Origin of the sequence: Bradyrhizobium sp. CCBAU 51627 (assembly GCF_028128765.1) — a bacterium.
Lineage (GTDB): Bacteria > Pseudomonadota > Alphaproteobacteria > Rhizobiales > Xanthobacteraceae > Bradyrhizobium.
The window spans coordinates 167388-189171 of sequence record NZ_LBJG01000002.1 but is presented as its reverse complement, the minus strand read 5'-3'; the positions used below and the strand labels follow the sequence as shown (position 1 = coordinate 189171).

The 21784-nt window shown below is 63.6% G+C and carries 23 protein-coding genes; 16 read left to right on the top strand and 7 right to left on the bottom strand.

The features are described from left to right. Nucleotides 1-8 precede the first annotated feature (8 nt). Complete coding sequence (gene tesB / locus XH88_RS01195) at nucleotides 9-872, top strand: acyl-CoA thioesterase II (protein WP_271613591.1); 864 nt, start codon at nucleotides 9-11, stop codon at nucleotides 870-872. 2 nt (nucleotides 873-874) lie between these two features. On the opposite strand, the gene XH88_RS01190 is transcribed toward tesB, so the two are convergent. The 3 genes from XH88_RS01190 to XH88_RS01180 all read right to left on the bottom strand — a co-directional run bounded on the left by XH88_RS01190 (nucleotide 875) and on the right by XH88_RS01180 (nucleotide 3107). Then, nucleotides 875-1249 carry a hypothetical protein gene (locus tag XH88_RS01190; RefSeq protein WP_271613590.1) on the bottom strand — a complete coding sequence of 125 codons (375 nt, stop codon included), beginning with the start codon at nucleotides 1247-1249 and terminating at the stop codon, nucleotides 875-877. Between the two features lie 92 nt (nucleotides 1250-1341). Then, complete coding sequence (locus XH88_RS01185) at nucleotides 1342-2121, bottom strand: DUF4339 domain-containing protein (protein WP_271613589.1); 780 nt, start codon at nucleotides 2119-2121, stop codon at nucleotides 1342-1344. A gap of 98 nt (nucleotides 2122-2219) precedes the next feature. Continuing rightward, entirely contained in the window at nucleotides 2220-3107 is an 888-nt protein-coding gene (locus XH88_RS01180) for a DUF4339 domain-containing protein (RefSeq protein ID WP_271613588.1), read from the bottom strand. A gap of 245 nt (nucleotides 3108-3352) precedes the next feature. Between XH88_RS01180 and XH88_RS01175 the strand changes: the two genes are divergently transcribed. From XH88_RS01175 to xth, 12 genes are all read left to right on the top strand, one after another. After that, entirely contained in the window at nucleotides 3353-3691 is a 339-nt protein-coding gene (locus tag XH88_RS01175) for a P-II family nitrogen regulator (RefSeq protein ID WP_028176997.1), read from the top strand. A 77-nt stretch (nucleotides 3692-3768) separates the two neighbouring features. Further along, nucleotides 3769-5082: an ammonium transporter gene (locus tag XH88_RS01170; protein WP_271613587.1), complete on the top strand. Its 1314-nt coding sequence runs from the start codon at nucleotides 3769-3771 to the stop codon at nucleotides 5080-5082. A gap of 39 nt (nucleotides 5083-5121) precedes the next feature. Continuing rightward, nucleotides 5122-5436: an ArsR/SmtB family transcription factor gene (locus XH88_RS01165; protein ID WP_271613586.1), complete on the top strand. Its 315-nt coding sequence runs from the start codon at nucleotides 5122-5124 to the stop codon at nucleotides 5434-5436. 12 nt (nucleotides 5437-5448) lie between these two features. Next, nucleotides 5449-5805, top strand: a complete 357-nt coding sequence (locus XH88_RS01160) for an SRPBCC family protein (protein ID WP_271613585.1) — start codon at nucleotides 5449-5451, stop codon at nucleotides 5803-5805. A 41-nt stretch (nucleotides 5806-5846) separates the two neighbouring features. Next, a complete protein-coding gene (locus XH88_RS01155; protein ID WP_271613584.1) occupies nucleotides 5847-6449 on the top strand; it encodes an ATP-dependent Clp protease proteolytic subunit in 603 nt (200 codons plus the stop codon). Nucleotides 6450-6878: 429 nt separating this feature from the next. Continuing rightward, nucleotides 6879-7217 carry a P-II family nitrogen regulator gene (locus XH88_RS01150; RefSeq protein ID WP_164938363.1) on the top strand — a complete coding sequence of 113 codons (339 nt, stop codon included), beginning with the start codon at nucleotides 6879-6881 and terminating at the stop codon, nucleotides 7215-7217. 38 nt (nucleotides 7218-7255) lie between these two features. Next, a complete protein-coding gene (locus XH88_RS01145; RefSeq protein ID WP_271613583.1) occupies nucleotides 7256-8704 on the top strand; it encodes an ammonium transporter in 1449 nt (482 codons plus the stop codon). Nucleotides 8705-8914: 210 nt separating this feature from the next. Next, nucleotides 8915-9319 carry a GFA family protein gene (locus XH88_RS01140; protein WP_271613582.1) on the top strand — a complete coding sequence of 135 codons (405 nt, stop codon included), beginning with the start codon at nucleotides 8915-8917 and terminating at the stop codon, nucleotides 9317-9319. A 317-nt stretch (nucleotides 9320-9636) separates the two neighbouring features. Next, complete coding sequence (locus XH88_RS01135) at nucleotides 9637-10851, top strand: aminotransferase class I/II-fold pyridoxal phosphate-dependent enzyme (RefSeq protein ID WP_271613581.1); 1215 nt, start codon at nucleotides 9637-9639, stop codon at nucleotides 10849-10851. A 9-nt stretch (nucleotides 10852-10860) separates the two neighbouring features. After that, nucleotides 10861-13344 (top strand): DNA translocase FtsK, encoded by a 2484-nt coding sequence (locus tag XH88_RS01130; protein WP_271613580.1) that lies wholly within the window; start codon nucleotides 10861-10863, stop codon nucleotides 13342-13344. Nucleotides 13345-13496: 152 nt separating this feature from the next. After that, a complete protein-coding gene (locus XH88_RS01125) occupies nucleotides 13497-14255 on the top strand; it encodes an outer membrane lipoprotein carrier protein LolA (protein ID WP_271613625.1) in 759 nt (252 codons plus the stop codon). Nucleotides 14256-14386: 131 nt separating this feature from the next. After that, complete coding sequence (gene xth / locus XH88_RS01120; protein WP_271613579.1) at nucleotides 14387-15202, top strand: exodeoxyribonuclease III; 816 nt, start codon at nucleotides 14387-14389, stop codon at nucleotides 15200-15202. Nucleotides 15203-15329: 127 nt separating this feature from the next. On the opposite strand, the gene XH88_RS01115 is transcribed toward xth, so the two are convergent. Together XH88_RS01115 and XH88_RS01110 are read right to left on the bottom strand one after the other, a co-directional pair. Then, nucleotides 15330-15773 carry a cyclic nucleotide-binding domain-containing protein gene (locus XH88_RS01115; protein ID WP_271613578.1) on the bottom strand — a complete coding sequence of 148 codons (444 nt, stop codon included), beginning with the start codon at nucleotides 15771-15773 and terminating at the stop codon, nucleotides 15330-15332. Nucleotides 15774-15833: 60 nt separating this feature from the next. Next, complete coding sequence (locus XH88_RS01110; protein ID WP_007598630.1) at nucleotides 15834-16520, bottom strand: response regulator transcription factor; 687 nt, start codon at nucleotides 16518-16520, stop codon at nucleotides 15834-15836. A gap of 201 nt (nucleotides 16521-16721) precedes the next feature. Here XH88_RS01110 and XH88_RS01105 point away from each other — a divergent pair, with 201 nt between their 5' ends. Next, nucleotides 16722-17291, top strand: a complete 570-nt coding sequence (locus XH88_RS01105; protein ID WP_271613577.1) for a L,D-transpeptidase family protein — start codon at nucleotides 16722-16724, stop codon at nucleotides 17289-17291. A gap of 6 nt (nucleotides 17292-17297) precedes the next feature. Then, nucleotides 17298-18083 carry a 2-keto-4-pentenoate hydratase gene (locus tag XH88_RS01100; protein ID WP_271613576.1) on the top strand — a complete coding sequence of 262 codons (786 nt, stop codon included), beginning with the start codon at nucleotides 17298-17300 and terminating at the stop codon, nucleotides 18081-18083. Between the two features lie 124 nt (nucleotides 18084-18207). Here XH88_RS01100 and XH88_RS01095 read toward each other — a convergent pair whose 3' ends face one another. Next, nucleotides 18208-18897 (bottom strand): YggS family pyridoxal phosphate-dependent enzyme, encoded by a 690-nt coding sequence (locus XH88_RS01095; RefSeq protein ID WP_271613575.1) that lies wholly within the window; start codon nucleotides 18895-18897, stop codon nucleotides 18208-18210. Between the two features lie 108 nt (nucleotides 18898-19005). Here XH88_RS01095 and XH88_RS01090 point away from each other — a divergent pair, with 108 nt between their 5' ends. Beyond that, the gene (locus XH88_RS01090; RefSeq protein ID WP_271613574.1) at nucleotides 19006-20703 is read left to right on the top strand and encodes a diguanylate cyclase domain-containing protein; all 1698 of its coding nucleotides are present in this window, start codon (nucleotides 19006-19008) and stop codon (nucleotides 20701-20703) included. A 34-nt stretch (nucleotides 20704-20737) separates the two neighbouring features. Here XH88_RS01090 and XH88_RS01085 read toward each other — a convergent pair whose 3' ends face one another. Continuing rightward, the gene (locus tag XH88_RS01085; protein WP_271613573.1) at nucleotides 20738-21784 is read right to left on the bottom strand and encodes a GGDEF domain-containing protein; all 1047 of its coding nucleotides are present in this window, start codon (nucleotides 21782-21784) and stop codon (nucleotides 20738-20740) included.

Below are 21784 nucleotides of genomic sequence, written 5' to 3'. Positions count from 1 at the left end.
AGCACCATATGTCCAAAAGCCTGATCGACCTGATTTCGATCCTCGATCTCGAGCAGCTCGAGGTGAATTTGTTCCGCGGCAACAGCCCGAAGACGAGCTGGCAGCGGGTGTTCGGCGGCCAGGTGATCGGGCAGGCGATGGTGGCGGCTTGCCGCACCGTCGAGGGACGGCTGCCGCATTCGCTGCATTGCTATTTCATCCTGCCGGGCGATCCGCAGATCCCGATCATCTACCAGGTCGAGCGCCTGCGCGACGGCAAGAGCTATTCGACACGCCGCGTCACCGCGATCCAGCACGGCAACGCGATCTTCTCGATCATGGTGTCGTTCCATGCCGGGGAGGAGGGCGCGTTCGACCACCAGGACAAGATGCCCGACGTGCCGCCGCCGGAAAAGCTCACGGCCGAGGAGGTAGCGAAGCAGCAGAACTTCCGCGAGATGCCTGTGTTCATCCGCCGCTACTACGAATCCGATCGGCCGATCGAGCTGCGCCCGGTCGAGCTCGGCCGCTATTTCGGCCAGAAGATCGAGGACGGCCGCATCCACGTCTGGATCAAGACCGCGGCGACGCTGCCTGATGATCCGGCGCTGCACATGTGCGCGCTGGCCTATGCGTCCGATTTCTCGCTGCTCGACGCCATCATGGCGCGCTATGGCCGCACGCTATTCGACAAGCGCATGATGCCGGCGAGCCTCGACCACGCGATGTGGTTTCACCGCCCGTTCCGCGCCGACGAATGGCTGCTCTACGCGCAGGATTCACCGAGCGCGCAAGGCGGCCGCGGCTTGACCCGCGGCTCGATCTTCAAGCCCGACGGCACGCTGGTCGCCTCAGTGGCGCAGGAGGGCTCGGTGCGCGAGCGGCGGAGCTGATATCAGATCTGGCCCGCAGAACTTCCGGGCGAGTGCACGTTGAATCCGAGCGATCTCAGCAGCATTCCGATCGAAAGTCCCGACAGCGAGAGCTCGCTGAGCCAGCGCCAGAACATGATGCTGAGAACGATGTTGCAGACCGCGACGATCGCGACGAACAGGCTCTGATTGGATTTCGAAGCCGGATCGTCTGACGGCGACGGTCTCGACGACCTCATGCTCATGAAGAGTGCCAGCAGCGGCGGCAGAATCAGAATCGGAAAGATCGCCAGAACCCAGATCAGAATCTCGGGATCGCAGATCGACCAGCCGATCCTCTCCGCTTGATATCGGAATTCCTGCTTCAAGCGGCTGAGGACGTTTTCGACTGCAATCACGCCGCCGCATGCATTGCAGGTCAGCGCCCCGCTGTTGACCGCTGATCCGCACGAAGGACACGTTCGAACCGGCGACCGATGCAGCGCGTTGGTCATACCGGCTGACCGGCCTGAAGTCGGCGGAGATAGCGGAGGTTCATGTCTTTCGCCGTTGCGTAGGCGTCGATCATCGACCAGATCCAGATTGTCCAGCCCAGGAAGACGATCCAAAGGGCGATGCACCCGATCAGCATCAACACGCCTTTGCCGACGCGGCCGCAATACATCTGCCCGGCGCCGCAGATCAGAAACGAAAGCAGAAGCGCGACGCCGGGCGACTTCGCCCCGAACGCTCCGGAATCATCGAGAAGAACCGCGGGATTCATCTGATTCACTACGTGCACGACGGTTGCGCCCGCCGCGGCATTGATCGGCGGAGGAGCCGCTTGCTTGCTCGGCCTGAACAGGGACGAGAGGTAGCGGTCCTGCGAGGCGGGTATCCAGTTCTCGCTCCCAACCGGCAACACCTGGGTTGCGCCGTCGACGCGTCCCTCCTTGATGAATTCGTCAATGCGGTGGCCGTTATACGGCCCGTAAGTCTGCCCGTTGATGTGAATGTGCCATTCGCCATCGAGCGGATGTGGCGGTACGTCGGAGCTTGGCGCGCTACGCGGCGGCTGAACCACAGAACGTCCCCCGCCACCCGGAGGTGGATTTGAAATATCGCCCACTGCGATCCCCCAAAAAAGAGTTGTATCTTGCAATGGCACCAACCTAGGGCAACAGGCCCGGGCTGTACAAGCGCAATGGGTGCGGCTTCCATCGATAAAATGCGACGTTTTCGGCGCTGCGCTGCGCGGGGGACGCGGCTCGATCTTCAAGCTCGACGGCATGTTGGCCGCCTCCGCCGCGCAGGAAGGCTTCATGCGCGAGCGGCGGAGCTGATGATCTCAAGCGCGAGTCCCTCGCGCTTGAGACGTTCTGATCGTGGTTACAGCGAACCGCGCGGCGCGAGCTCAGTCTGCGAAGCGAACCAGTTCATGATCCAGCGATAGACCCACGGGATCGGGATGATGAGGCTGCACAGGATTGCGGCGACGATTCCGCGCCAAAGAATGTCGAGACCACTGCCCTTGAACAGGATTTCGCGGCGCGTGCCTTCGATGCTGCGGCAGAACCAGCGTGTCTGAGCTGCGGCCACCCAGGCCCAGCCGATGATGGTGATGATCGAGATCGCGAACAGCAGATTCCAGCCGATATAGGCCCAGATCGATCCGCTGAAGCTCAAGCCGAGCGGCTGCCCGTTGGAGGCGAGGTTCGCGACCATCCATTTGATCAGGAGCCAGTAGAGGACGAGCTGGATGACGAAGAGGAGATTGCTCAGCAAGCGGCTGCCGATGAAGCCAACGGCGATCGCCAGCACGATGAAGCCGAAGAACCAGGGCACGATGGCCATCGCATTTCCCGTGAAGGAGAGGTTCGGCCGACCCGGAACCTTCACGCAGGGCACGAGCCATTTCGTGTACCAGACGAACAGCCAGGGCACCGGAATGACGAAACAGGAGCCGATAATCATCACCAGCGTTCGCCAGGTGAAGTCCCAGATTCCGAAGTCAATGGACAGCGATCCGCCGGCAGCGCTCCCGCTCCCTGCATAGCCGCCACCGCCCATCGGCCGGCCACCAGCCGGAATGATCGGCGGCGCACCGCCACCCGCGATCAGGCCCGGAATTTCGGCGGCCTTCTGCCAGCCGGCCATGCCCTCGGTCCACACCAGCGTCTCGGGGCGCACGATCCCTTGTGCGATCAGGCCACGGAATTGCCCCTCCGGGTAAGGCCCCTGCTGCTTGCCCTCGGATGCGTAGAACCAGCTCGCCATGACGCGTCCCCCAAAATACTTATGTACCGCTCGGTCGGCGCGGGTTCACCGCATTCATGCCAAAATTGCATTGTGATGGATGAACTGATGCCCTGTACAGAGGCGGCCGTTCACATGACTGCCCCTGGCCAAACGTTTTTCCGCTTCAATGTGCAAGTTTTTTGTGCCATCTGCCCGGAAAGATGCCAGATTGACGCAGCGCCGGGGACATGCGGCGCGGCGCATCCCGGGGAATAGGCCTGACCATGAAACTCGTCGTCGCGATCATCAAACCTTTCAAGCTCGATGAGGTCCGTCAGGCCCTGACGGCGATCGGCGTCCACGGCATGACCGTGACCGAGGTGAAGGGCTATGGCCGCCAGAAGGGACACACCGAGATCTACCGCGGGGCGGAATATGTCGTGAACTTCCTGCCCAAGTTGCGGATCGAGATCGCTGTCGCCTCCGACGTCGCCGACAAGGCCGTGAGCGTGATCACCGCGACCGCCCGCACCGGACAGATCGGCGACGGCAAGATCTTCGTGACGCCGATCGACCATGCGCTGCGCATTCGCACCGGCGAAACCGACAGCGACGCGCTCTGAAATTCCAGTTCTTCTTCGATCGCACCGGGCAGCGATGCCATCGTGTGCGATGCCATCACTGTGCCGGGGGAAATGACATGGCGGAATTGTTGCGCCGCGTAGCTGCGATGGCTGCGCCGGTCGGAGTTTTGTCGATCTTTTTTTCGATCCTGGCTTCGCCGGCGCGCGCGGCGGCCTCGGAGATCAGCACGGCCGACACCGCCTGGATGATCGTCGCCACCGCGCTGGTGCTGATGATGACGATCCCCGGACTGGCGCTGTTCTATTCCGGCATGGTGCGCAAGAAGAACGTGCTTGCAACCATGGCGCAGAGCCTGGCCGCGGTGACGCTGATCTCGATCCTCTGGGTCGCGTTCGGCTATTCGCTGTGCTTTGTCGGCGACGGCCCGTGGCTCGGCACGCTCGACCGCTGGTTCCTGGCCGGCATGACCATGGACAGCATCAACCCGGCGGCGAAGACGATCCCGGAAGCGCTGTTCATGCTCTATCAGATGACGTTCGCGATCATCACGGTGGCGCTGGTCGCAGGCTCGGTCGCCGACCGGATGCGGTTCTCGGCCTATCTCTTGTTCTCGGTCGCCTGGTTCATCTTCGTCTACATTCCGCTGGCGCATTGGGTGTGGGGCGGCGGCTTCCTCAACAGCATGGGCGTGCTGGATTTCGCCGGCGGTCTCGTCGTGCATCTGTCGGCCGGCACCGGCGGCCTTGTCGCCGCGAAGGTGATGGGGCGGCGTCACGGCTACGGCACCGATAATCTCTCGCCGTTCGATCTCTCGCTTGCGGTGATGGGCACCGGCCTGTTGTGGGTCGGCTGGTTCGGCTTCAACGGCGGTTCGGCCGGTGCTGCCAATTCGCGCGCGGTGATGGCGATCATCGCGACGCATCTCGCTGCGTGCTCGGGCGCGCTGACCTGGGGCGCGATCGAATGGTCGACGCGGCGCAAGCCTTCCGTGCTCGGCATGATCTCGGGCGCGGTGGCCGGGCTCGGCACCATCACGCCGGCCTCGGGCTTCGTCGCGCCTTGGCACGGCATCGCCATCGGCATCGCCGCAGGCGTCATTTGCTACTGGGCCTGCACCTGGCTGAAGCACCGTTTCAACTACGACGACTCGCTCGACGTGTTCGGCGTCCACGGCATCGGCGGGCTGACCGGCACGCTGCTCGCCGGCGTGTTCGCGACCAGTGCGATCGGCGGCACGGCCGGCCTGCTCGAAGACCATCCGCAGCAATTGCTGATCCAGCTCTACGGCGTCGCCGTCACCTTCGTCTGGTCGGCGGGCGTGAGCTTCATCCTGCTCAAGCTGGTCGGCCTGTTCGTGCCCTTGCGCGTCTCGCGCGAGCACGAGCTCGAGGGGCTCGATATCTCGCAGCACGGCGAGGCGCTGCAGTAAGGGCTTGCGCGACACATAAGTACGTGCTTATGTGTTACCATGATCGAAGCCGATATCTTCAAAGCGCTGGCAGACCCGACGCGCCGCAAGGTCTTTGAGAGGCTCGCGGACGGAAGCCAAAATGCCAGCGCCTTGCGCGACGGATTGGAGATCAGCCAGCCGGCGATGTCGCAGCATCTTTCGGTGCTGCGCGCGGCAGGCCTCGTGCGCGAACAGCGACAAGGCCGCTTTGTGAATTACGAAGTCGATCCGGACGGAATTGCCGCCATCGGGACATGGCTCGCGCGCTACCGCGCCTATTGGCCGAAGCGCATGGAAGCACTCGCCGATCTCCTCAAAGACATGGACCAATAAGGACATGGATCAATGAGCGACACCGCAAAGCTTGACCGCCCCGACGCAAAGCTGGTGCTCGAATTCGATTTCGATGCACCGCCGGCAAAAGTCTGGCGTGCCGTGACCATTCCTGAATTGCGCGAGCGCTGGCTGCCGGATTGCGACCTTGCGGGCACTGAGCCGGAATCATCAATCCCCGGCGAAGAGGTGCGCTACCGGATGCGCGAGTCCGAACCGCCCTTTCGCGAAAGCCACGTCATCTTCAGGCTCGAGCCGAACGTGTCAGGCGGCACGCGGTTTCGCATCATCCAGCAGGCCTGCGATATCAGAACCAAGCTGCCGCAGCCGGCCAACAGCAATTGCTGCCTGATGCGCGCAGCGGCCTGACACCACCAAACTTCATCACCTTAAAGACATGGAGGTCGCCGATGCGCGACATGCTTCAGCTCGTCCCTATGGTCGTCGAACAATCCGCGCGCGGGGAACGATCCTTCGACATCTACTCGCGGCTGCTGCGCGAGCGCATCATCTTCCTCAATGGCGAGGTCAATGATGCGATGTCGGGCCTCGTCTGCGCGCAGCTCCTGTTCCTGGAAGCAGAGAACCCCAACAGGCCGATCAATCTCTACATCAATTCCTATGGCGGCGTGATCACCTCCGGCCTCGCGATGTACGACACCATGCAGTTCATCAAGGCGCCGGTGCATACGCTGTGCATGGGCACCGCGCGCTCGATGGGCTCGTTCCTGCTGATGGCGGGCGAGCCCGGTCACCGCGCCGCGCTGCCCAATGCGAGCCTTCACGTGCATCAGCCGCTCGGCGGCTTTCAGGGCCAGGCCTCCGATATCCTGATCCATGCCAACGAGATGCAGGAAACCAAGCGGCGCATCATCCGACTCTATGCGCAGCATTGCGGACGGACCGAAGAGGAGGTCGAACGGACGCTGGACCGCGACCACTTCATGACCGCGCAGGAGGGGGTCGAGTGGGGCCTGGTCGATCGGGTCTTCGCAGAGCGCGACGCCGCCTGACGGAGAGGTAACGGCCCCTGGCCGGATATCTTTTGGCAGGGCCCGTCCGCGCGAGCCCGCCCCGCCGCCTTGCGCGTATCCTGTGAGCAGGGGCGCGAGGGTTCGAGATATCTCAGGGCTACGACTGTAATAACATACCATCGAGCTGCCCGGTGCGTGAGCAACATTGTGTCGGCAGCCTGTTGCTGCCCTGATTTTAATCAGGGCTGACCACGTATTGAGCGCGACGTAATAGCGCACTGCAGCGCAATACAAGCCAAACGCGAAAACCCCCGTTTTCATAGTCCGTTAGGCAAGCCTCCCGATCTGGCACGGCATTTGATTCTAGGGGCCCGGCTGTGCCCGCGTAGTGAAACTTTCTCCCTCGTGGCGAACCAGTCGAGAAACGCCCGGCCACGTCCGGACCGGGCCCAAGCGGGGATAGGACCCATGAAAATTGTTATGGCGATCATCAAGCCATTCAAGCTGGAAGAAGTCCGTGACGCCCTGACCGCCATTGGCGTTCACGGTCTCACGGTGACGGAAGTCAAGGGATATGGCCGTCAGAAAGGCCATACGGAAATCTACCGCGGCGCCGAGTATGCCGTGAGCTTCCTGCCCAAGATCAAGATCGAAGTCGCTATCGCCTCCGAGCAGGTCGACAAGACCATCGACGCCATCACCTCTGCCGCGAAAACCGGGCAGATCGGCGACGGCAAGATCTTCGTCATCAATCTCGACCATGCGGTCCGCATCCGCACCGGTGAGGCCGACGCCGCGGCCCTTTGATTTCGCGCTCAACCAAAATTCAATCAGGAGTAAATGAAATGACGTTTAAGCGTCCCTATGGCGCGGGATTGGCAGCTCTCGCAGTCGGCCTGTTCGCTGCGACCGCAGCCTATGCCGAGCCAACGGTCAACAAGGGGGATAACGCCTGGATGCTGACATCGACGGTGCTCGTGCTGTTGATGACGATCCCGGGTCTTGCGCTGTTCTACGGCGGCCTCGTTCGGTCCAAGAACATGCTCTCGGTCCTGATGCAGGTGTTCTACACCGTCTGCGTCGTCACCGTGATCTGGGCCGTGTACGGCTACAGCCTCGCCTTCACCGGCGGCTCTGACTTCATCGGCGGCTTCTCCAAGGCCTTCATGATGGGCGTAACCACCGACTCGAAGGCCGCGACCTTCTCGGTCGATGCCAACATCTCGGAGCTCGTCTATGTGTGCTTCCAGATGACCTTCGCGGCGATCACGCCCGCCCTCATCGTCGGCGCCTTCGCCGAGCGCATGAAGTTCTCGGCGATCGCCCTGTTCATCCCGCTCTGGGTCACGCTGATCTACTTCCCGATCGCGCACATGGTCTGGTACTGGCCGGGCCCGGACGCGATCCAGGATGCGGCCAAGGCTCTGGCTGCCGCGACTGATGCGGCGGCGAAGACCGCGGCCCAGGCCAAGCTCGACGAGATCAACGCCGACGCCGGCTGGATCTTCAAGAAGGGCGCGATCGACTTCGCCGGCGGCACCGTGGTGCACATCAACGCCGGCATTGCCGGTCTCGTCGGCGCCCTGCTGATCGGCAAGCGCGTCGGCTACGGCAAGGAGCTGATGGCTCCGCACTCGCTGACCATGTCGATGATCGGCGCCTCGCTGCTCTGGGTCGGCTGGTTCGGCTTCAACGCCGGCTCCAACCTCGAAGCCAACGGCGGCGCTGCGCTCGCCATGACCAACTCCTTCGTCGCCACCGCGGCCGCTGCGCTGTCGTGGATGTTCGCGGAGTGGATCGTGAAGGGTCATCCGTCGGTGCTCGGCGTCATCTCCGGCGCTGTCGCGGGCCTCGTGGCCGTCACGCCTGCTGCAGGCTTCTCCGGCGTGATGGGCGCGATCGTCCTCGGTCTCGTGGTTGGCGTGGTCTGCCTGTTCTTCTGCACCGTCGTGAAGAACGCGCTCGGCTACGACGACTCGCTCGACGTGTTCGGCGTGCACTGCATCGGCGGCATCGTCGGCGCCCTCGGCACCGGCATCCTGGTCAATCCGGCTCTCGGTGGTGCTGGCATCATCGACTACACCGCGATCCCGCCCAAGGTTGCCGATTACGACTTCGCGGCGCAGATGCTCTCGCAGATCGAAGCCGTCTGCACCACGCTGGTGTGGTCGGGCGTCGGTTCGGCGATCCTCTACAAGGTCGTCGACGTGATCGTTGGCCTCCGCGCCAATGTCGAGAGCGAGCGTGAAGGTCTGGACATCACCGACCACACGGAACGCGCCTACAACATGTAACCTCTCCTCCCGGGCGCGATCTTCTTTCGGGGATCGCGTCCACTCCTACGGTTTGGGGCACATACCCGGCAATGCCCCGACCGTTAAGGGGCTCCAGCGCAAGTTGGAGCCCCTTTCTTTTTGGCCCGCGCTCCGCAGATAGGGGATTGCCATTCCGGATTGCCGGCGCAGAAATAGCGGCCACAACGAACAACAACATGGGAGGTCGTCATGCGTTTGGAAGGCGGATGCTATTGCGGCGAAGTGCGCTACGTCGCCGAGGGCGATCCGATGATGCAGGCGCAATGTCACTGCCGCGAGTGCCAGTACATCTCGGGCGGTGCGCCCAACACCTTCATCGCGATGCCGGCGACCGGCTTCACCTACATCACCGGACAGCCCAAGCAGTTCACCCGCAAGGACCTCGAACGCCCCGTCACGCGCGAATTCTGCGCGGAGTGCGGCACGCATCTGGTGACCAAGGTTCCGGGGTTGCCGGCCACTGTGGTGAAGGTCGGCACGCTGGACGAGCCGGAACAGTTCCAGCCGCAGATGGCGATCTACACCTGCGACATGCAGGAATTCCACACGATCCCCGCAGGTCTGAAGACATTCGAGAAGCTGCCGGGGCGATGAAGGCCCCATGGCCGGGTTCGTCATGCCCGGCTTGTCCCGCCTGCGCGGCCGAAGCCGCTTCGGCGGGGCGAAGGCCCGGGCATCCACGTTCTTTCGGACGGCAGGAAAGGCCGTGGATGGCCGGGACAAGCCCGGCCATGACGGGCACCCGGGGCACACCATCCCGTTGTTATCCGGGCTCATTATTCCCGCTCTGGACGGGCGGGCCGGCCGATGGTTAATCGCGTCTTAACCTCGCCCTATCTATGGTGAACTGAACCGCTTTCCCGCCGGCGCCCCGCGCGCGACCGGCCGTTCCGAGAGTACTGGCGCCCAGAATGGTCATGACCGCTTCATCCCGTGCGCCGCAGGCCAGTGGAAGCTCCAACAACGAACGCTCGCCCTTCGTCCGGCTGAACGAGCTGTTGGCGCCGCATCAGCCCGGCAAGCCCTTGATTTCGCTCGCGGTCGGCGAACCGCAGCATCCGGTGCCTGATTTCGTCGGCCCGGTGCTGGCCAAGCACATCGCCGATTTCGGCCGGTACCCGATGAATCAGGGCACCGAGCCGTTCCGGAACGCAGCGGGCGCCTGGTTGTCGTCGCGCTTCAAGCTACCGCGCGCGCTCGATCCCAAGACCGAGATCCTTGTCCTCAATGGCAGCCGCGAAGGGCTGTTCCTCGCCGCAATGGCGGCAGCGCGCTATGTCGGCCCGCGTCCCGGCAAGCCCGCCATTCTGATGCCGAACCCGTTCTATCCAGTCTATGGTGCCGGCGCCCTCGCAGCAGCCTGCGAACCGGTCCACCTGCCGACCACGCTCGAAAACGGCTTCCTGCCTGATCTCGATGCGATCGACGAGACGACGCTGGCGCGCACTGTCGCGTTCTATCTGGCCTCGCCCGCCAATCCGCAGGGCTCGGTCGCTTCGCGCGATTACTTCACGCGGTTGAAGCAGCTGGCCGATCGCCACGGCTTCATGATCCTCAGCGACGAGTGCTACTCCGAGATCTACACCCGCCAGGCGCCAGGCAGCGCGCTCGAATGCGCCGGTCCCGATTTCACCCGCGTGGCTGCGTTTCAGTCGCTGTCGAAGCGTTCCAACCTGCCGGGCCTGCGCGTCGGCTTCGCTGCCGGCGACAAGAGATTCATCGGCATGTTCCTGGAGCTGCGCAACATCGCAGCGCCCCAGGTGCCGGTGCCGCTCCAGCATGTCGCGACCGTTGCCTACGGCGACGAGGCGCATGTCGAGGAGAATCGCCGGCTCTACCGGATCAAGTTCGATCTCGCCGACCAGATCATCGGCAATCGTTACGGCTATCGCCGGCCCGATGCCGGCTTCTGCGTCTGGCTCAACGCGTCCGAGATCGGCGACGACGTGTCGGTGACGCTGAAACTCTTCAAGGAAGCGGGCGTGCGCGTGGTGCCCGGCAGCTTCTTGGCGCGGCAACAGCCCGACGGATTCAATCCCGGTGCCGGCTATATCAGGCTGGCGCTGGTGCAGGATAGCGAGACCACGGCGCAAGCGCTGCACCGGCTGGTTGAAACTCTGGGTTAGGCGGGGCCCATGAGCATGTCGGCAATCGAACGTGTCTTTCCCCTGGTCGGCCATCTGCCGCCCTCGATCCGCGAGGGTCTGGCGCGGCGTATGCGCGAGCTCACCGGCCTCGGCCTGATCACGCTGGCGGGCCTCGCCTCCGCCGCGCTGATGACCTGGTCGGTGCAGGACCCGAGCCTCAGCCATGCCACCTCGCGGCCGATCCGCAACGTTCTCGGCTATGCCGGTGCGATTGGCGCCGACCTCGCCATGCAGATCCTCGGGCTCGGCGCGATCATGCTGATCCTCACCGTCGCGGTGTGGGGCTGGCGCATGATGACCCACCGCCCGTTCGACCGCGAGGCGCTGCGGCTCGGTTGCTGGATTCTCTGCACCGTGATCGCGGCGGGCTTTGTCAGCTGCTGGCCGCATGGCGGCGCCTGGCCGCTGCCGACCGGGCTCGGCGGCGTGGTCGGCGATGCGCTGGTGCGCGCGCCTGCGGTGATCTTCGGGCCGCCCGGCGTGATCTATCGCCTGGTGCTCGGCGCCATCCTGTTCGTCGCGCTGGCCGCGACGTTCCTGATCGCCTGCGGTCTGGGCGCACGAGAGCATGAGGACGCGCTCAGCGAGATCGAGGACGATGACAAGTCGCTCGATGACGACGAGGAGAGCGACCGCGGCTCGGTGTCGCTGGGCTGGCTGTTCCACGCGCTGATGAGCACGAAGGCCCGGCTGATCTGGCTGTTTGGCGCGGCCTATCGGTCGCTGGTCTCGAGCGGACCGAAGGCCAAGGCCGTTTCGTTCAGCCGACAGGAGCCCAATCTCGGCGGCGGACGCGCCGCACCCTCGATCTCACCGCAGTCCAGGGACGAAGACTACGAGGACGAGCACGAAGAGGAAGAAGAGGAAGAGGAGGAAGAAGAGCAAGAGGCGCCCGCGCGCGCATCGCGCAAGAAGGCTGCACCGAAGGCGGCGGCCAAGAAGGGCTCCGACAAATTCGATCTTCCCTCCGTCTCCATGCTGGCCGCGCCGAAGGCCGGCGACCGCCAGCCGCTCAGCAAGGCTGAGCTTGAAACCAATTCGCGCTCGCTCGAAGGCGTGCTGCAGGATTTCGGCGTCCGCGGCGAGATCGTGAAGGCCAATCCGGGCCCCGTCGTCACGCTGTACGAGCTGGAGCCGGCGCCCGGCATCAAATCGTCCCGCGTGATTGGTCTGGCCGACGATATCGCGCGCTCGATGAGCGCGTTGTCGGCGCGCGTCGCCGTCGTGCCCGGCCGCAACGCCATCGGCATCGAGCTGCCGAACGCGCATCGCGAGAAAGTCTATTTACGCGAATTGCTGGTAGCGAAGGAAGCCACCGACACGGTTGCGAAACTGCCGCTCTGCCTCGGCAAGACCATCGGCGGCGACCCTGTCATCATCGACCTCGCACGTACGCCGCACATGCTGATTGCCGGTACCACCGGCTCCGGTAAGTCGGTTGCGATCAACACCATGATCCTCAGCCTGGTCTACCGGCTGCGGCCCGATCAGTGCCGTCTGATCATGGTCGATCCGAAGATGCTCGAACTCTCCGTTTATGACGGCATTCCCCATCTGCTCACGCCGGTCGTGACCGACCCCAAGAAGGCGGTGGTCGCGCTGAAATGGGCGGTGCGCGAGATGGAAGAGCGCTACAAGAACATGGCCAAGCTCGGTGTGCGCAACATCGACGGCTACAACACGCGCCTGCTCGAGCTGAAAGCCAAGGGTGAGGAGCCGACGCGCACGGTGCACACCGGCTTCGACAAGGAAACCGGCAAGGCGATCTACGAGGAGGAAAAACTCTCGCTCGATCCGCTGCCCTACATCGTCATTATCGTCGACGAAATGGCCGACCTGATGATGGTCGCCGGCAAGGACATCGAAGGCGCGGTGCAGCGCCTCGCGCAGATGGCGCGCGCCGCCGGCCTGCATGTGATCCTGGCGACACAGCGTCCGTCGGTGGACGTCATCACCGGCACCATCAAGGCGAACTTCCCGACCCGCATCGCCTTCCAGGTCACATCGAAGATCGATAGCCGCACCATCCTCGGCGAGATGGGCGCCGAGCAGCTGCTTGGCCAGGGCGACATGCTGTACATGGCGGGCGGCGGCCGCATCAGCCGCGTGCACGGACCTTTTGCTTCCGACGAAGAAGTCGAGAAGGTGGTACGCCATCTCAAGACGCAGGGTCAGCCGGAATATCTGGAAGCGGTCACCGCCGAAGAGCCGAACGAGGACGAAGACGGCGGCGCCGTGTTCGACGCCAGTGGAATGGGCGCGGATGGCGGCGGCGACCTCTTCCAGCAGGCTGTTGCGATCGTCAAGCGCGACCGCAAGGCCTCGACCAGCTACATCCAGCGCCGCCTGCAAATCGGCTATAACCGCGCCGCATCACTGATGGAGCGCATGGAACTGGAAGGCATCGTCGGACCCGCCAATCACGCCGGCAAACGCGAGATTCTGGTCGAGGAAGAAGACAGCCATATGTGAGGCACCGCGCCTCAAATGACATTTTCACGCAAAATCGATCTCTGCTTTTGCCCGAAATCACGCTAAAACGACGCCCAGCCACACAGGACGACGCGTTGACCAGACATCCGGACATTCGATTCGCAGCCTCATTCGCGGCGCGCGGCGCGCGCGTGGCTGGCATGCTTCTCGTCACCGCGGCGATGGTGACCACCGCAGGGTCTTTTGCGCAGAACGTACCCGTGCCGAAGCCGGCACCGAAAGGCCGCGACAGTGCTCAGCCTTCGGGCGGGCCGGCGGTCACCGGTGCAACACAGGCGCCGCCGAATCCGGTGATTCCCGATCCGCGCCGCAACGTGCCGAGCAGCATCTTCCAGACTTTCGACGACAAGCAGAAGGCGCAAGCGGCCAAGGTCAGCGCCTATCTGTCGTCGCTGTCGACGCTGGTCGGAAATTTCGTCCAGGTCGGCCCCGACGGCAGCAAGACGCAGGGAGATTTCTACATCCAGAAGCCGGGCAAGCTCCGCTTCGAATATGATCCGCCGAGCCCGATTGACATCATCGCCGACGGATCGTCGGTTGTGGTGCGCGACCGCAAGCTCGCGACGCAGGACGTCTACCCGCTGTCGCAGACGCCGCTGCGCTTCCTGCTGTCGGACCGCATCGACCTGATGAAGGACACCAACGTCGTCAACGTCACCTCCGACGATCTCTTCATCAGCGTCACCATCGAGGAGAAGCAGGCACTGGTCGGCACCAGCCGCCTCCTGCTGATGATCGGCGCCAAGGACGGCCAGCTGAAGCAATGGACCGTCACGGACCCGCAGGGCTACGACACCACGGTCGCGGTCTACAATCTCGATGCGGGCAAGAAGCTCGATCCCAGCATGTTCAAGATCGATTTCACCAATTACGGCCCGGCGCCGGGATAGCGTTGATGTCCGCGCCGATGATCGTCATGCCCGGGCTTGTCCCGGGCATCCACGTTTTTGGCCCGCACAAAAAGACGTGGATGGCCGGGTCAAGCCCGGCCATGACGGAGGGAGTTTGTTAGATCGTTCCCATGCGTCTTTCCCTCACAACCTGGAACATCAATTCGGTGCGGCTGCGCATCGACCTGGTCGCGAAGTTTCTCAAGAACGCGCGGCCGGACGTGCTGTGCCTCCAGGAAACCAAGTGCATCGATGATGCCTTTCCGCTGAAGCGCTTCAGGCGGCTCGGCTACGAGCACGTCGCGCTGAACGGGCAGAAGGGCTATCACGGCGTCGCCGTCGTTTCGAAGATTCCGTTCGAGTCCACCGACATCCGCACCTTCTGCGACAAGGTGGATTCGCGCCACATCTCGGTGTCGTTCGGCGCGAAGGCGAACATCGCAAGGCCGCTGGTGCTGCATAATTTCTACGTGCCTGCCGGCGGCGACATTCCCGATCCCGCACTGAACGAAAAGTTCGACCACAAGCTGCGCTTCCTCGATGAGATGAAGGCCTGCGAGCCGCTGCATCCGCGCGGTGAGGACCGTCACATTCTGGTCGGCGATCTCAACGTCGCGCCGCACGAGAACGATGTGTGGTCGCACAAGCAGCTGCTGAAAGTCGTCTCGCACACGCCTGTGGAAACCGAGAAGCTGAAGGCGGCGCTCGAAGCCGGCGAATGGGTCGACGTCGCGCGCGACCGCATTCCGATGTCGGAAAAGGTCTACACCTGGTGGAGCTACCGCTCCGCCGACTGGACCGTCGGCGACCGCGGCCGCAGGCTCGACCACATCTGGGTCTCGCGCGCGCTGAAGGATGCCGTGCAGGATTTCAGGATCCTGCGCGATGCCCGCAGTTGGGAGCGGCCCTCGGATCACGTGCCCGTCACGGTGACGCTGGACATCTGACGTCGCCCTGGCGAAGGCCAGCGCCCATGACCACCAGCTTTTGTCGTTACACGCGATGTGTCGGTGTCCGCGCCAAGCCACGAACATTCGGGGTAATGGGTCCGGCTTTCGCCAGGGCGACTGCAATTCAGGTATTCAGCTTCGCGCCGGCCATCAGGATATCGCTGGCGATCTGGCTGGAGCGGACTGCGAATTCGTCGCGCAGGCGGACCGCGGCGGCAGGATCGCTTTCGAGCACGCGCTGAAACAGGCTGCGCGCGACGCGGATGACGGAGGAATGCTCCAGCGCGACCGCGCTCGACGGCCGCTTCATCGGCACGACCAGCGCGAGCTCGCCAATCAGCGTGCCGGGACCCGCGATCATCTCGGCGCCGGCGCCGTCATCGACGCGAAAGGCGCCGCGCTGGACCACGAAGCCGGCGTCGGCATCGTCACCGAGATTGAACAGGATATCGCCGCGAACGAAGTCCCGCTGCTCGGAGCCGATCGCGAGCATGCGCAACGAGGCGTCTCCCAACAGGCGCAGTGTCGGGACACGCTCAAGCAGCGCTACGTCATCGTCGATTGACATTCCGGTCCGAGGCTCGAGGAACGCGCCAATTTACGACGAATCGCGCGTTCCTGGAACGTATCACGGCACCAGCTTGTAGCCACCGGCTTCCGTCACCAGGATTTCCGGGTTGGCGGCATCCTTCTCGATCTTCTGGCGAAGGCGGTAGATGTGGGTTTCCAGCGTGTGGGTGGTGACGCCGGAATTATAACCCCAGACCTCCTGGAGCAGGGTCTCGCGCGACACCGGCATCTGGCCGGCCCGGTAGAGGAAACGCAGGATCGCCGTTTCCTTCTCGGTGAGGCGCACCTTGCGGGCATTGGCCGCGGTCAGCATCTTGGAGCCCGGACGGAAGGAGTAGGGGCCGACCGAGAACACCGCGTCCTCGCTGGCCTCGTGCTGGCGGAGCTGGGCGCGGATGCGGGCCAGCAGCACGGCAAAGCGGAACGGCTTTGCGACATAGTCGTTGGCCCCGGATTCCAGGCCCAGAATCGTGTCGGAGTCGGTGTCGTGGCCCGTCAGCATGATGATCGGCGCCTTGAAGCCGCCTTTGCGCAAGGAGCGGACCACCTCGCGGCCATCGGTGTCGGGAAGGCCGACATCCATCAGCACCAGATCGGGGGCATTGGCCTTTGCGGCGCTCGCACCCTTGGCGCCAGTATCGACAGCGGAGGCTTCAAATTCTTCGTGCAGCGATAATTGCTCCACCAACGTATCGCGCAGATCGGTATCGTCATCCACGATCAGGATCTTGCGGGCATTGGCCATGGGGGATCATCCTTTTGGGGTCGACGGGCGCGCAGGCATGCCGCACCCAGCCGTGATGGGAAGTTTAGGGGTCGCTGTTTTTATTGTTGTTCGTGTTGAAGTAGTGGGCTGTTACCGATTCACAAGCCGGAATTACTCTAACCCAGAATAGCAGGGCGCATTGATGAATGTCCTGTAATGAATTCGACATCGCGCATTCACATGAAAAATAAAGCTGTGTCAGTTACTTATGGCGGGAATCGAGGTCCGGGACCGCTGTCCGCGATCCACGTTAAGGCTGCGGCCGGCAATCCGCGCCGGGGCTGGCTGACGGCAGGCCACCTGACGATTCCCGTCGCGCTCGGGCGCGGCGGCATTCTGGCCAACAAGCGCGAGGGCGACGGCGGTACCCCGAGAGGCTGCTTTCGTCCCAGGCAATTGTGGTGGCGGGGCGACCGGCATAGCCGGCCCCAGACCTTTCTTCCGGCGCGGACCATAGGCGAGACGGACGCATGGTGCGAGGACCCCGGCGATCGTCACTACAACACGTGGATTCGGCGCGGGCAGGGCGAGGGCGGCGACCGGCTCAAGCGCGCCGACCATCTCTATGACTTCATCATCGAGATCGACCACAACACCAGGCCGCGCATCGCCGGCCGCGGTAGCGCCGTCTTCCTGCATCTGGCGCGCGACAATTTCGGTCCGACCGCGGGCTGCGTCTCCATGACCAAGGCGGCGATGCTGCAATTGCTGCGGCGGATAGGACCAAGAACAAGAATCATCATCGGATGAAGACAGATGCTCGACAAGGATCAGACCAAAGCTGCTTCGCAGGTCCTCGTTCAACATTGGCGCGACGGCCGCAAGCTCGATGCGCTGGAGGCGCGGCTGCGGCCGCAGAGCCGCGCCGATGGTTACGCCGTGCAGGCCATGCTCGAAGAGCAGTCGTTTGGAAAGCTGTTTGGCTGGAAGATCGCGGCGACGAGCGAGGCCGGCCAGAAACACATCAATGTCTCGGGACCGCTGGCCGGTCGCATCATGAGCGACACAGTGATCGCCGGCGGCGGCATCGCGTCGATGAAGGGCAATGCAATGCGCGTCGCCGAACCCGAATTCTGCTTCCGCATGGGGCGCGACCTTGCGCCGCGACCGACGCCTTATGGCGTCGACGAGGTACTTGCGGCCGTCGACACCTTGCATCCCGCCATCGAGATCCCGGATTCGCGCTTCGCCGATTTCGCCGGCGCGGGCGAGGCTCAGCTGATCGCCGACAACGCCTGCGCCCATCTGTTCGTGCTTGGAGCGGCAACATCAGCCAACTGGCGCACGATGGATCTCATCGAGGAACGCCCGCAGATCACGCTGCGCGGCGAGCGCTATGTCGGTCACGGCAAGAACGTGCTCGGCGATCCCCTGATGGCACTGACCTGGCTTGCCAATGAGCTGCGCGGGTTGGGCATCACCTTGCTGGCAGGGGAGGTGGTGACGACGGGCACCTGTCATCCGCCGCTGCCGATCCAGGCCGGCGATCATTTCGCGGCGGACTTTGGCGTGTTGGGGAAGGTGTCGGTGAGGTTCGCGTAGGCGCGTCCGCCGTCATTGCGAAGCAATCCAGAATCTTTCCGCGGAGGGACTCTGGATAGCTTCGCTGCGCTCACAATGACGAATTCGCAGGCCCTTTCTGGATCTCGGCCTTCGCCGACGGCTCTCACCTGTGTCCGAAGATCGCGCTTCCCACGCGCACATGGGTGGCGCCCAACATGATGGCGGTCGCATAATCCGCGCTCATGCCCATCGAGAGATTCTGCAATCCGTTTCGCGCGGCGATCTTGGCGGTCAGCGCGAAATGCGCGGCGGGCGGCTCGTCCACCGGCGGAATGCACATCAGGCCCGATATCGTCAGGCCATAGGTGTCGCGGCAGCTCGCGAGGAAGGCATCGGCCTCACCGGGCGCGACGCCGGCCTTCTGCGGCTCCTCGCCGGTGTTGATCTGGACGAAGAGCTGCGGATGCTTGTTCTGGGATTTGATTTCTTTGGCTAACGCCTGGCAAATGCTCGGGCGGTCTACCGAATGGATGGCATCGAACAGCGCGACCGCCTCTTTCGCCTTGTTGGATTGCAGCGGCCCGATCAGATGTAGCGCGATGTCAGGGTAATCGGCTGTTAACGCCGGCCACTTGCTTTTGGCCTCCTGCACCCGATTCTCGCCGAATACGCGCTGCCCGGCGCCGATAACCGGGATAATTGCATCCGCAGCGAACGTCTTGGACACCGCGATCAACGTCACGGAGGCGCGATCGCGCCGCGCATCCTTGCAGGCACGTGCAATCTCCGCTTCGACCGCGGCAAGCGCGCTTGGTGAATCGCCGGTTACCGGCGCGGCATTGTTGTCTGTCATGATGTGGGTCGGGCTATGCGAGTACCGGAGGTAGTTCCAATTTTACCAAGTTCAAGAAAGAGTTTTTGAACCCTTCGCTTTACCTTGCCCGCGGGGTGGGTAACGAAAATGGCAAACGTCAGTTTCAACCGCAAACGAGCAAAACTCAAGCAGGTCCTCGGTATCAGGGCCCGGCTTGCGTTGCTCGCGGTGATTCTGGTCACCCCGCTGATGCTCGAGCGCATCCGCTCGCTCGAAGACACCCGCACCAAGCAGATCGCACAGGCCACCGCCGAATTCACCACCGTCGCAAGACACAGCGCCGATGCGCAGCGCGAGTTGATATCGTCGGTCGAGACCATCCTGAAATCGGAAGCCTTCATTCGCGCCTCGGCCGGTGGCGTCAGCAAGAGCTGCGATGTGCTGCGCGCGAGCCTGCCGACGAACCTTCCCTGGATCCGCACGCTCCTGATCGCCGGTCAGGATGGCCGCATCCAGTGCGCCACCAACAACATGTATGTCGGCCTCGACCTTTCCGATCGGCCTTATTTCCAGCAGGCGCAGGAGACCGGGCGATTCGTGCTGTCCGACTTCATCCTGTCGCGACCGGTGCAATCGCCGACCGTCATGGCGGTCTATCCGGTCTCAGCGTTCAGCGGCGTCACTGACGCCGTGGTGCTGGCAACAGTCAACCTCGACTGGATGTCGAAGGTGATGAACAATCTGGGCGACCGCGCCGGTATTACGGCGGTGCTGGTCGACAGCGCCGGCACCGTGCTGGCCGCGCCCGCCGACCAGCACAGCGCGGTCGGTCGTCCCCTCGACAATATGCCGCTGATGTCGGCGATCGCCGACATGGCCCTGCGCTCGAACCAGGACGAAGGCTCCCTGTCCTTTCTCGCCGCTGACGGATCACGTCGCGCCGTCAGCTTCATCCGCATCGCGGGCACCAATTCCCGCCTGATCACCAGCATCGACGAAGACAAGGTTTCCGCGGCGGTGAACCGCGACATCCGCACCGCCTATCTCCAGCTCGCCTTTGTCGTCATGTTCGTGCTGCTCGGCGCGCTGATCGCCGCCGAGAAGCTCGTGATCAAGCCAATCGAAATGCTCGCCGACATGGCCAAGCGTCTCGGCGAGGGCGATCTGTCGGCCCGCGCGGCGCGCAACCGGCTGCCGGCCGAATTCGTGCCGCTGGCGCGCGCCTTCAACGCCATGGCGGCCCAGCTCAGCCAGCGCGAGCGCGAGCTGATCGCGACCAACGACCGGCTGACGGTAATGGCCTCGATCGACATGCTGTCGGGGCTTGCCAACCGCCGCGGCTTCCAGAGCCGGCTCGACTTCGAATGGATGCGCGCGCAACAATATGGCAGCGAGCTCGCGCTTCTGATGATCGACGTCGACCATTTCAAGCTGTTCAACGACACCTACGGCCATCTCGAAGGCGATTCCTGCCTGACCCGGCTCGGCGAATCGCTGTCCGGTATCGCCGCCGATACAATGGGCTTTGCAGCCCGCTATGGTGGCGAAGAATTCTGCCTGCTGGTCCCGAATAGCGACGTCAATCGCGCCGTCGAGATCGGCGAGCAGGTGCGCGCGGCCGTGCTGAAACTCTGCCTGCCTCACATCACTTCGGCTCACATGGTCGTCACGGTGTCGATCGGCGTCGCGGCGGCGCGACCGAACGAAGCCTTGCGTCCGGGCGATCTGATCGAAGCTGCCGACGCGGCGCTCTACGCCGCCAAGCATCGCGGCCGCAACAATGTCGTCGAGCATGGCGTGCAGGCGATCGAGGACGGCGCTGCCAGGATCGCGATGGCAGGTTAAAGCACGACTGCTGTCCTGATCTCGCTGTGCGCTGTCAACCTGCAGCAACGGCGTGGTCGAGTTCGTTCTCGGTCACGACGCGATTGCGGCCGCCGCCCTTGGCGAGATAGAGCGCGCGATCGCAGCGCTCGATCAAATCGGCGATCGCCTCGCCAATCCGATACTGTGCCACGCCGATTGAAACCGTGATGTTCGGCAACACCTCGCCGGTCGAACGGCGCGTGATGGTGCACTCCGCGATCGCGCGCCTGATGCGCTCGGCGATCTCAGTGCACGCTGCAAGATCGGCATCGGGCAGCACTGCGATCAGCTCCTCGCCGCCGTAGCGGGCCGGCAGATCCTGCACGCGAACCTTTTCGCGCAACACGTTTGCCATCAAACGCAATACCTGGTCGCCGACACCGTGGCCGAAATTGTCGTTGAAGGTCTTGAAGTGGTCGATGTCGAGCAGGAGGACGCTCAGCGGCTCGCCCCAATCCGCCGCCGTCTGCGCCTTGCGCAGGAACTCATCCAGCGCGCGCCGGTTGGCGAGTCCCGTCAATGTGTCGGTCCGGGCGCGCTCCTCGGACTTGGAGAGCGAATCTCTGATGACATCGAGCTCGCGGGTCTTTTCCGCAAAGCCTGCCTCGAGTCGCGTCGTTCTCGTTGCGGCCCGCGCCAGCTCGTTCATGAGCCGGGCGACCAGCGCCTTCGGGTCGACGCCCGCCCGGCCCTGATCGGCAACCTGGCTGATCACCTGCATCTGGGAGCGGTTGTCGGCGATCGCGGTCGCCAGAAACTCCTTCGCCGCGCCCATGAGAGCATGCAGCCGCTCGGACGTATCGACGACGGCCGCGCTCACATGGGGCGCGATATAGGTCTCGAACAGCTCCTGATTGGTTCGGCTGTCGAAGGGACGGTTGTGGTCGATCAGGAGATCGATGGCGTTGCGCAGGTCGTCATGGCCGCCGGCGTAATACTGGAACCAGATGGCGAAATTGGTCGGCGTCGGCGGAATCCGCTGCTCGGCCATGCTCCGCACCGCCCGGCCGGCGATGGAGGCGGCATAGTCATAGTCGGGATCGTCGAAATTTGAGGCCAT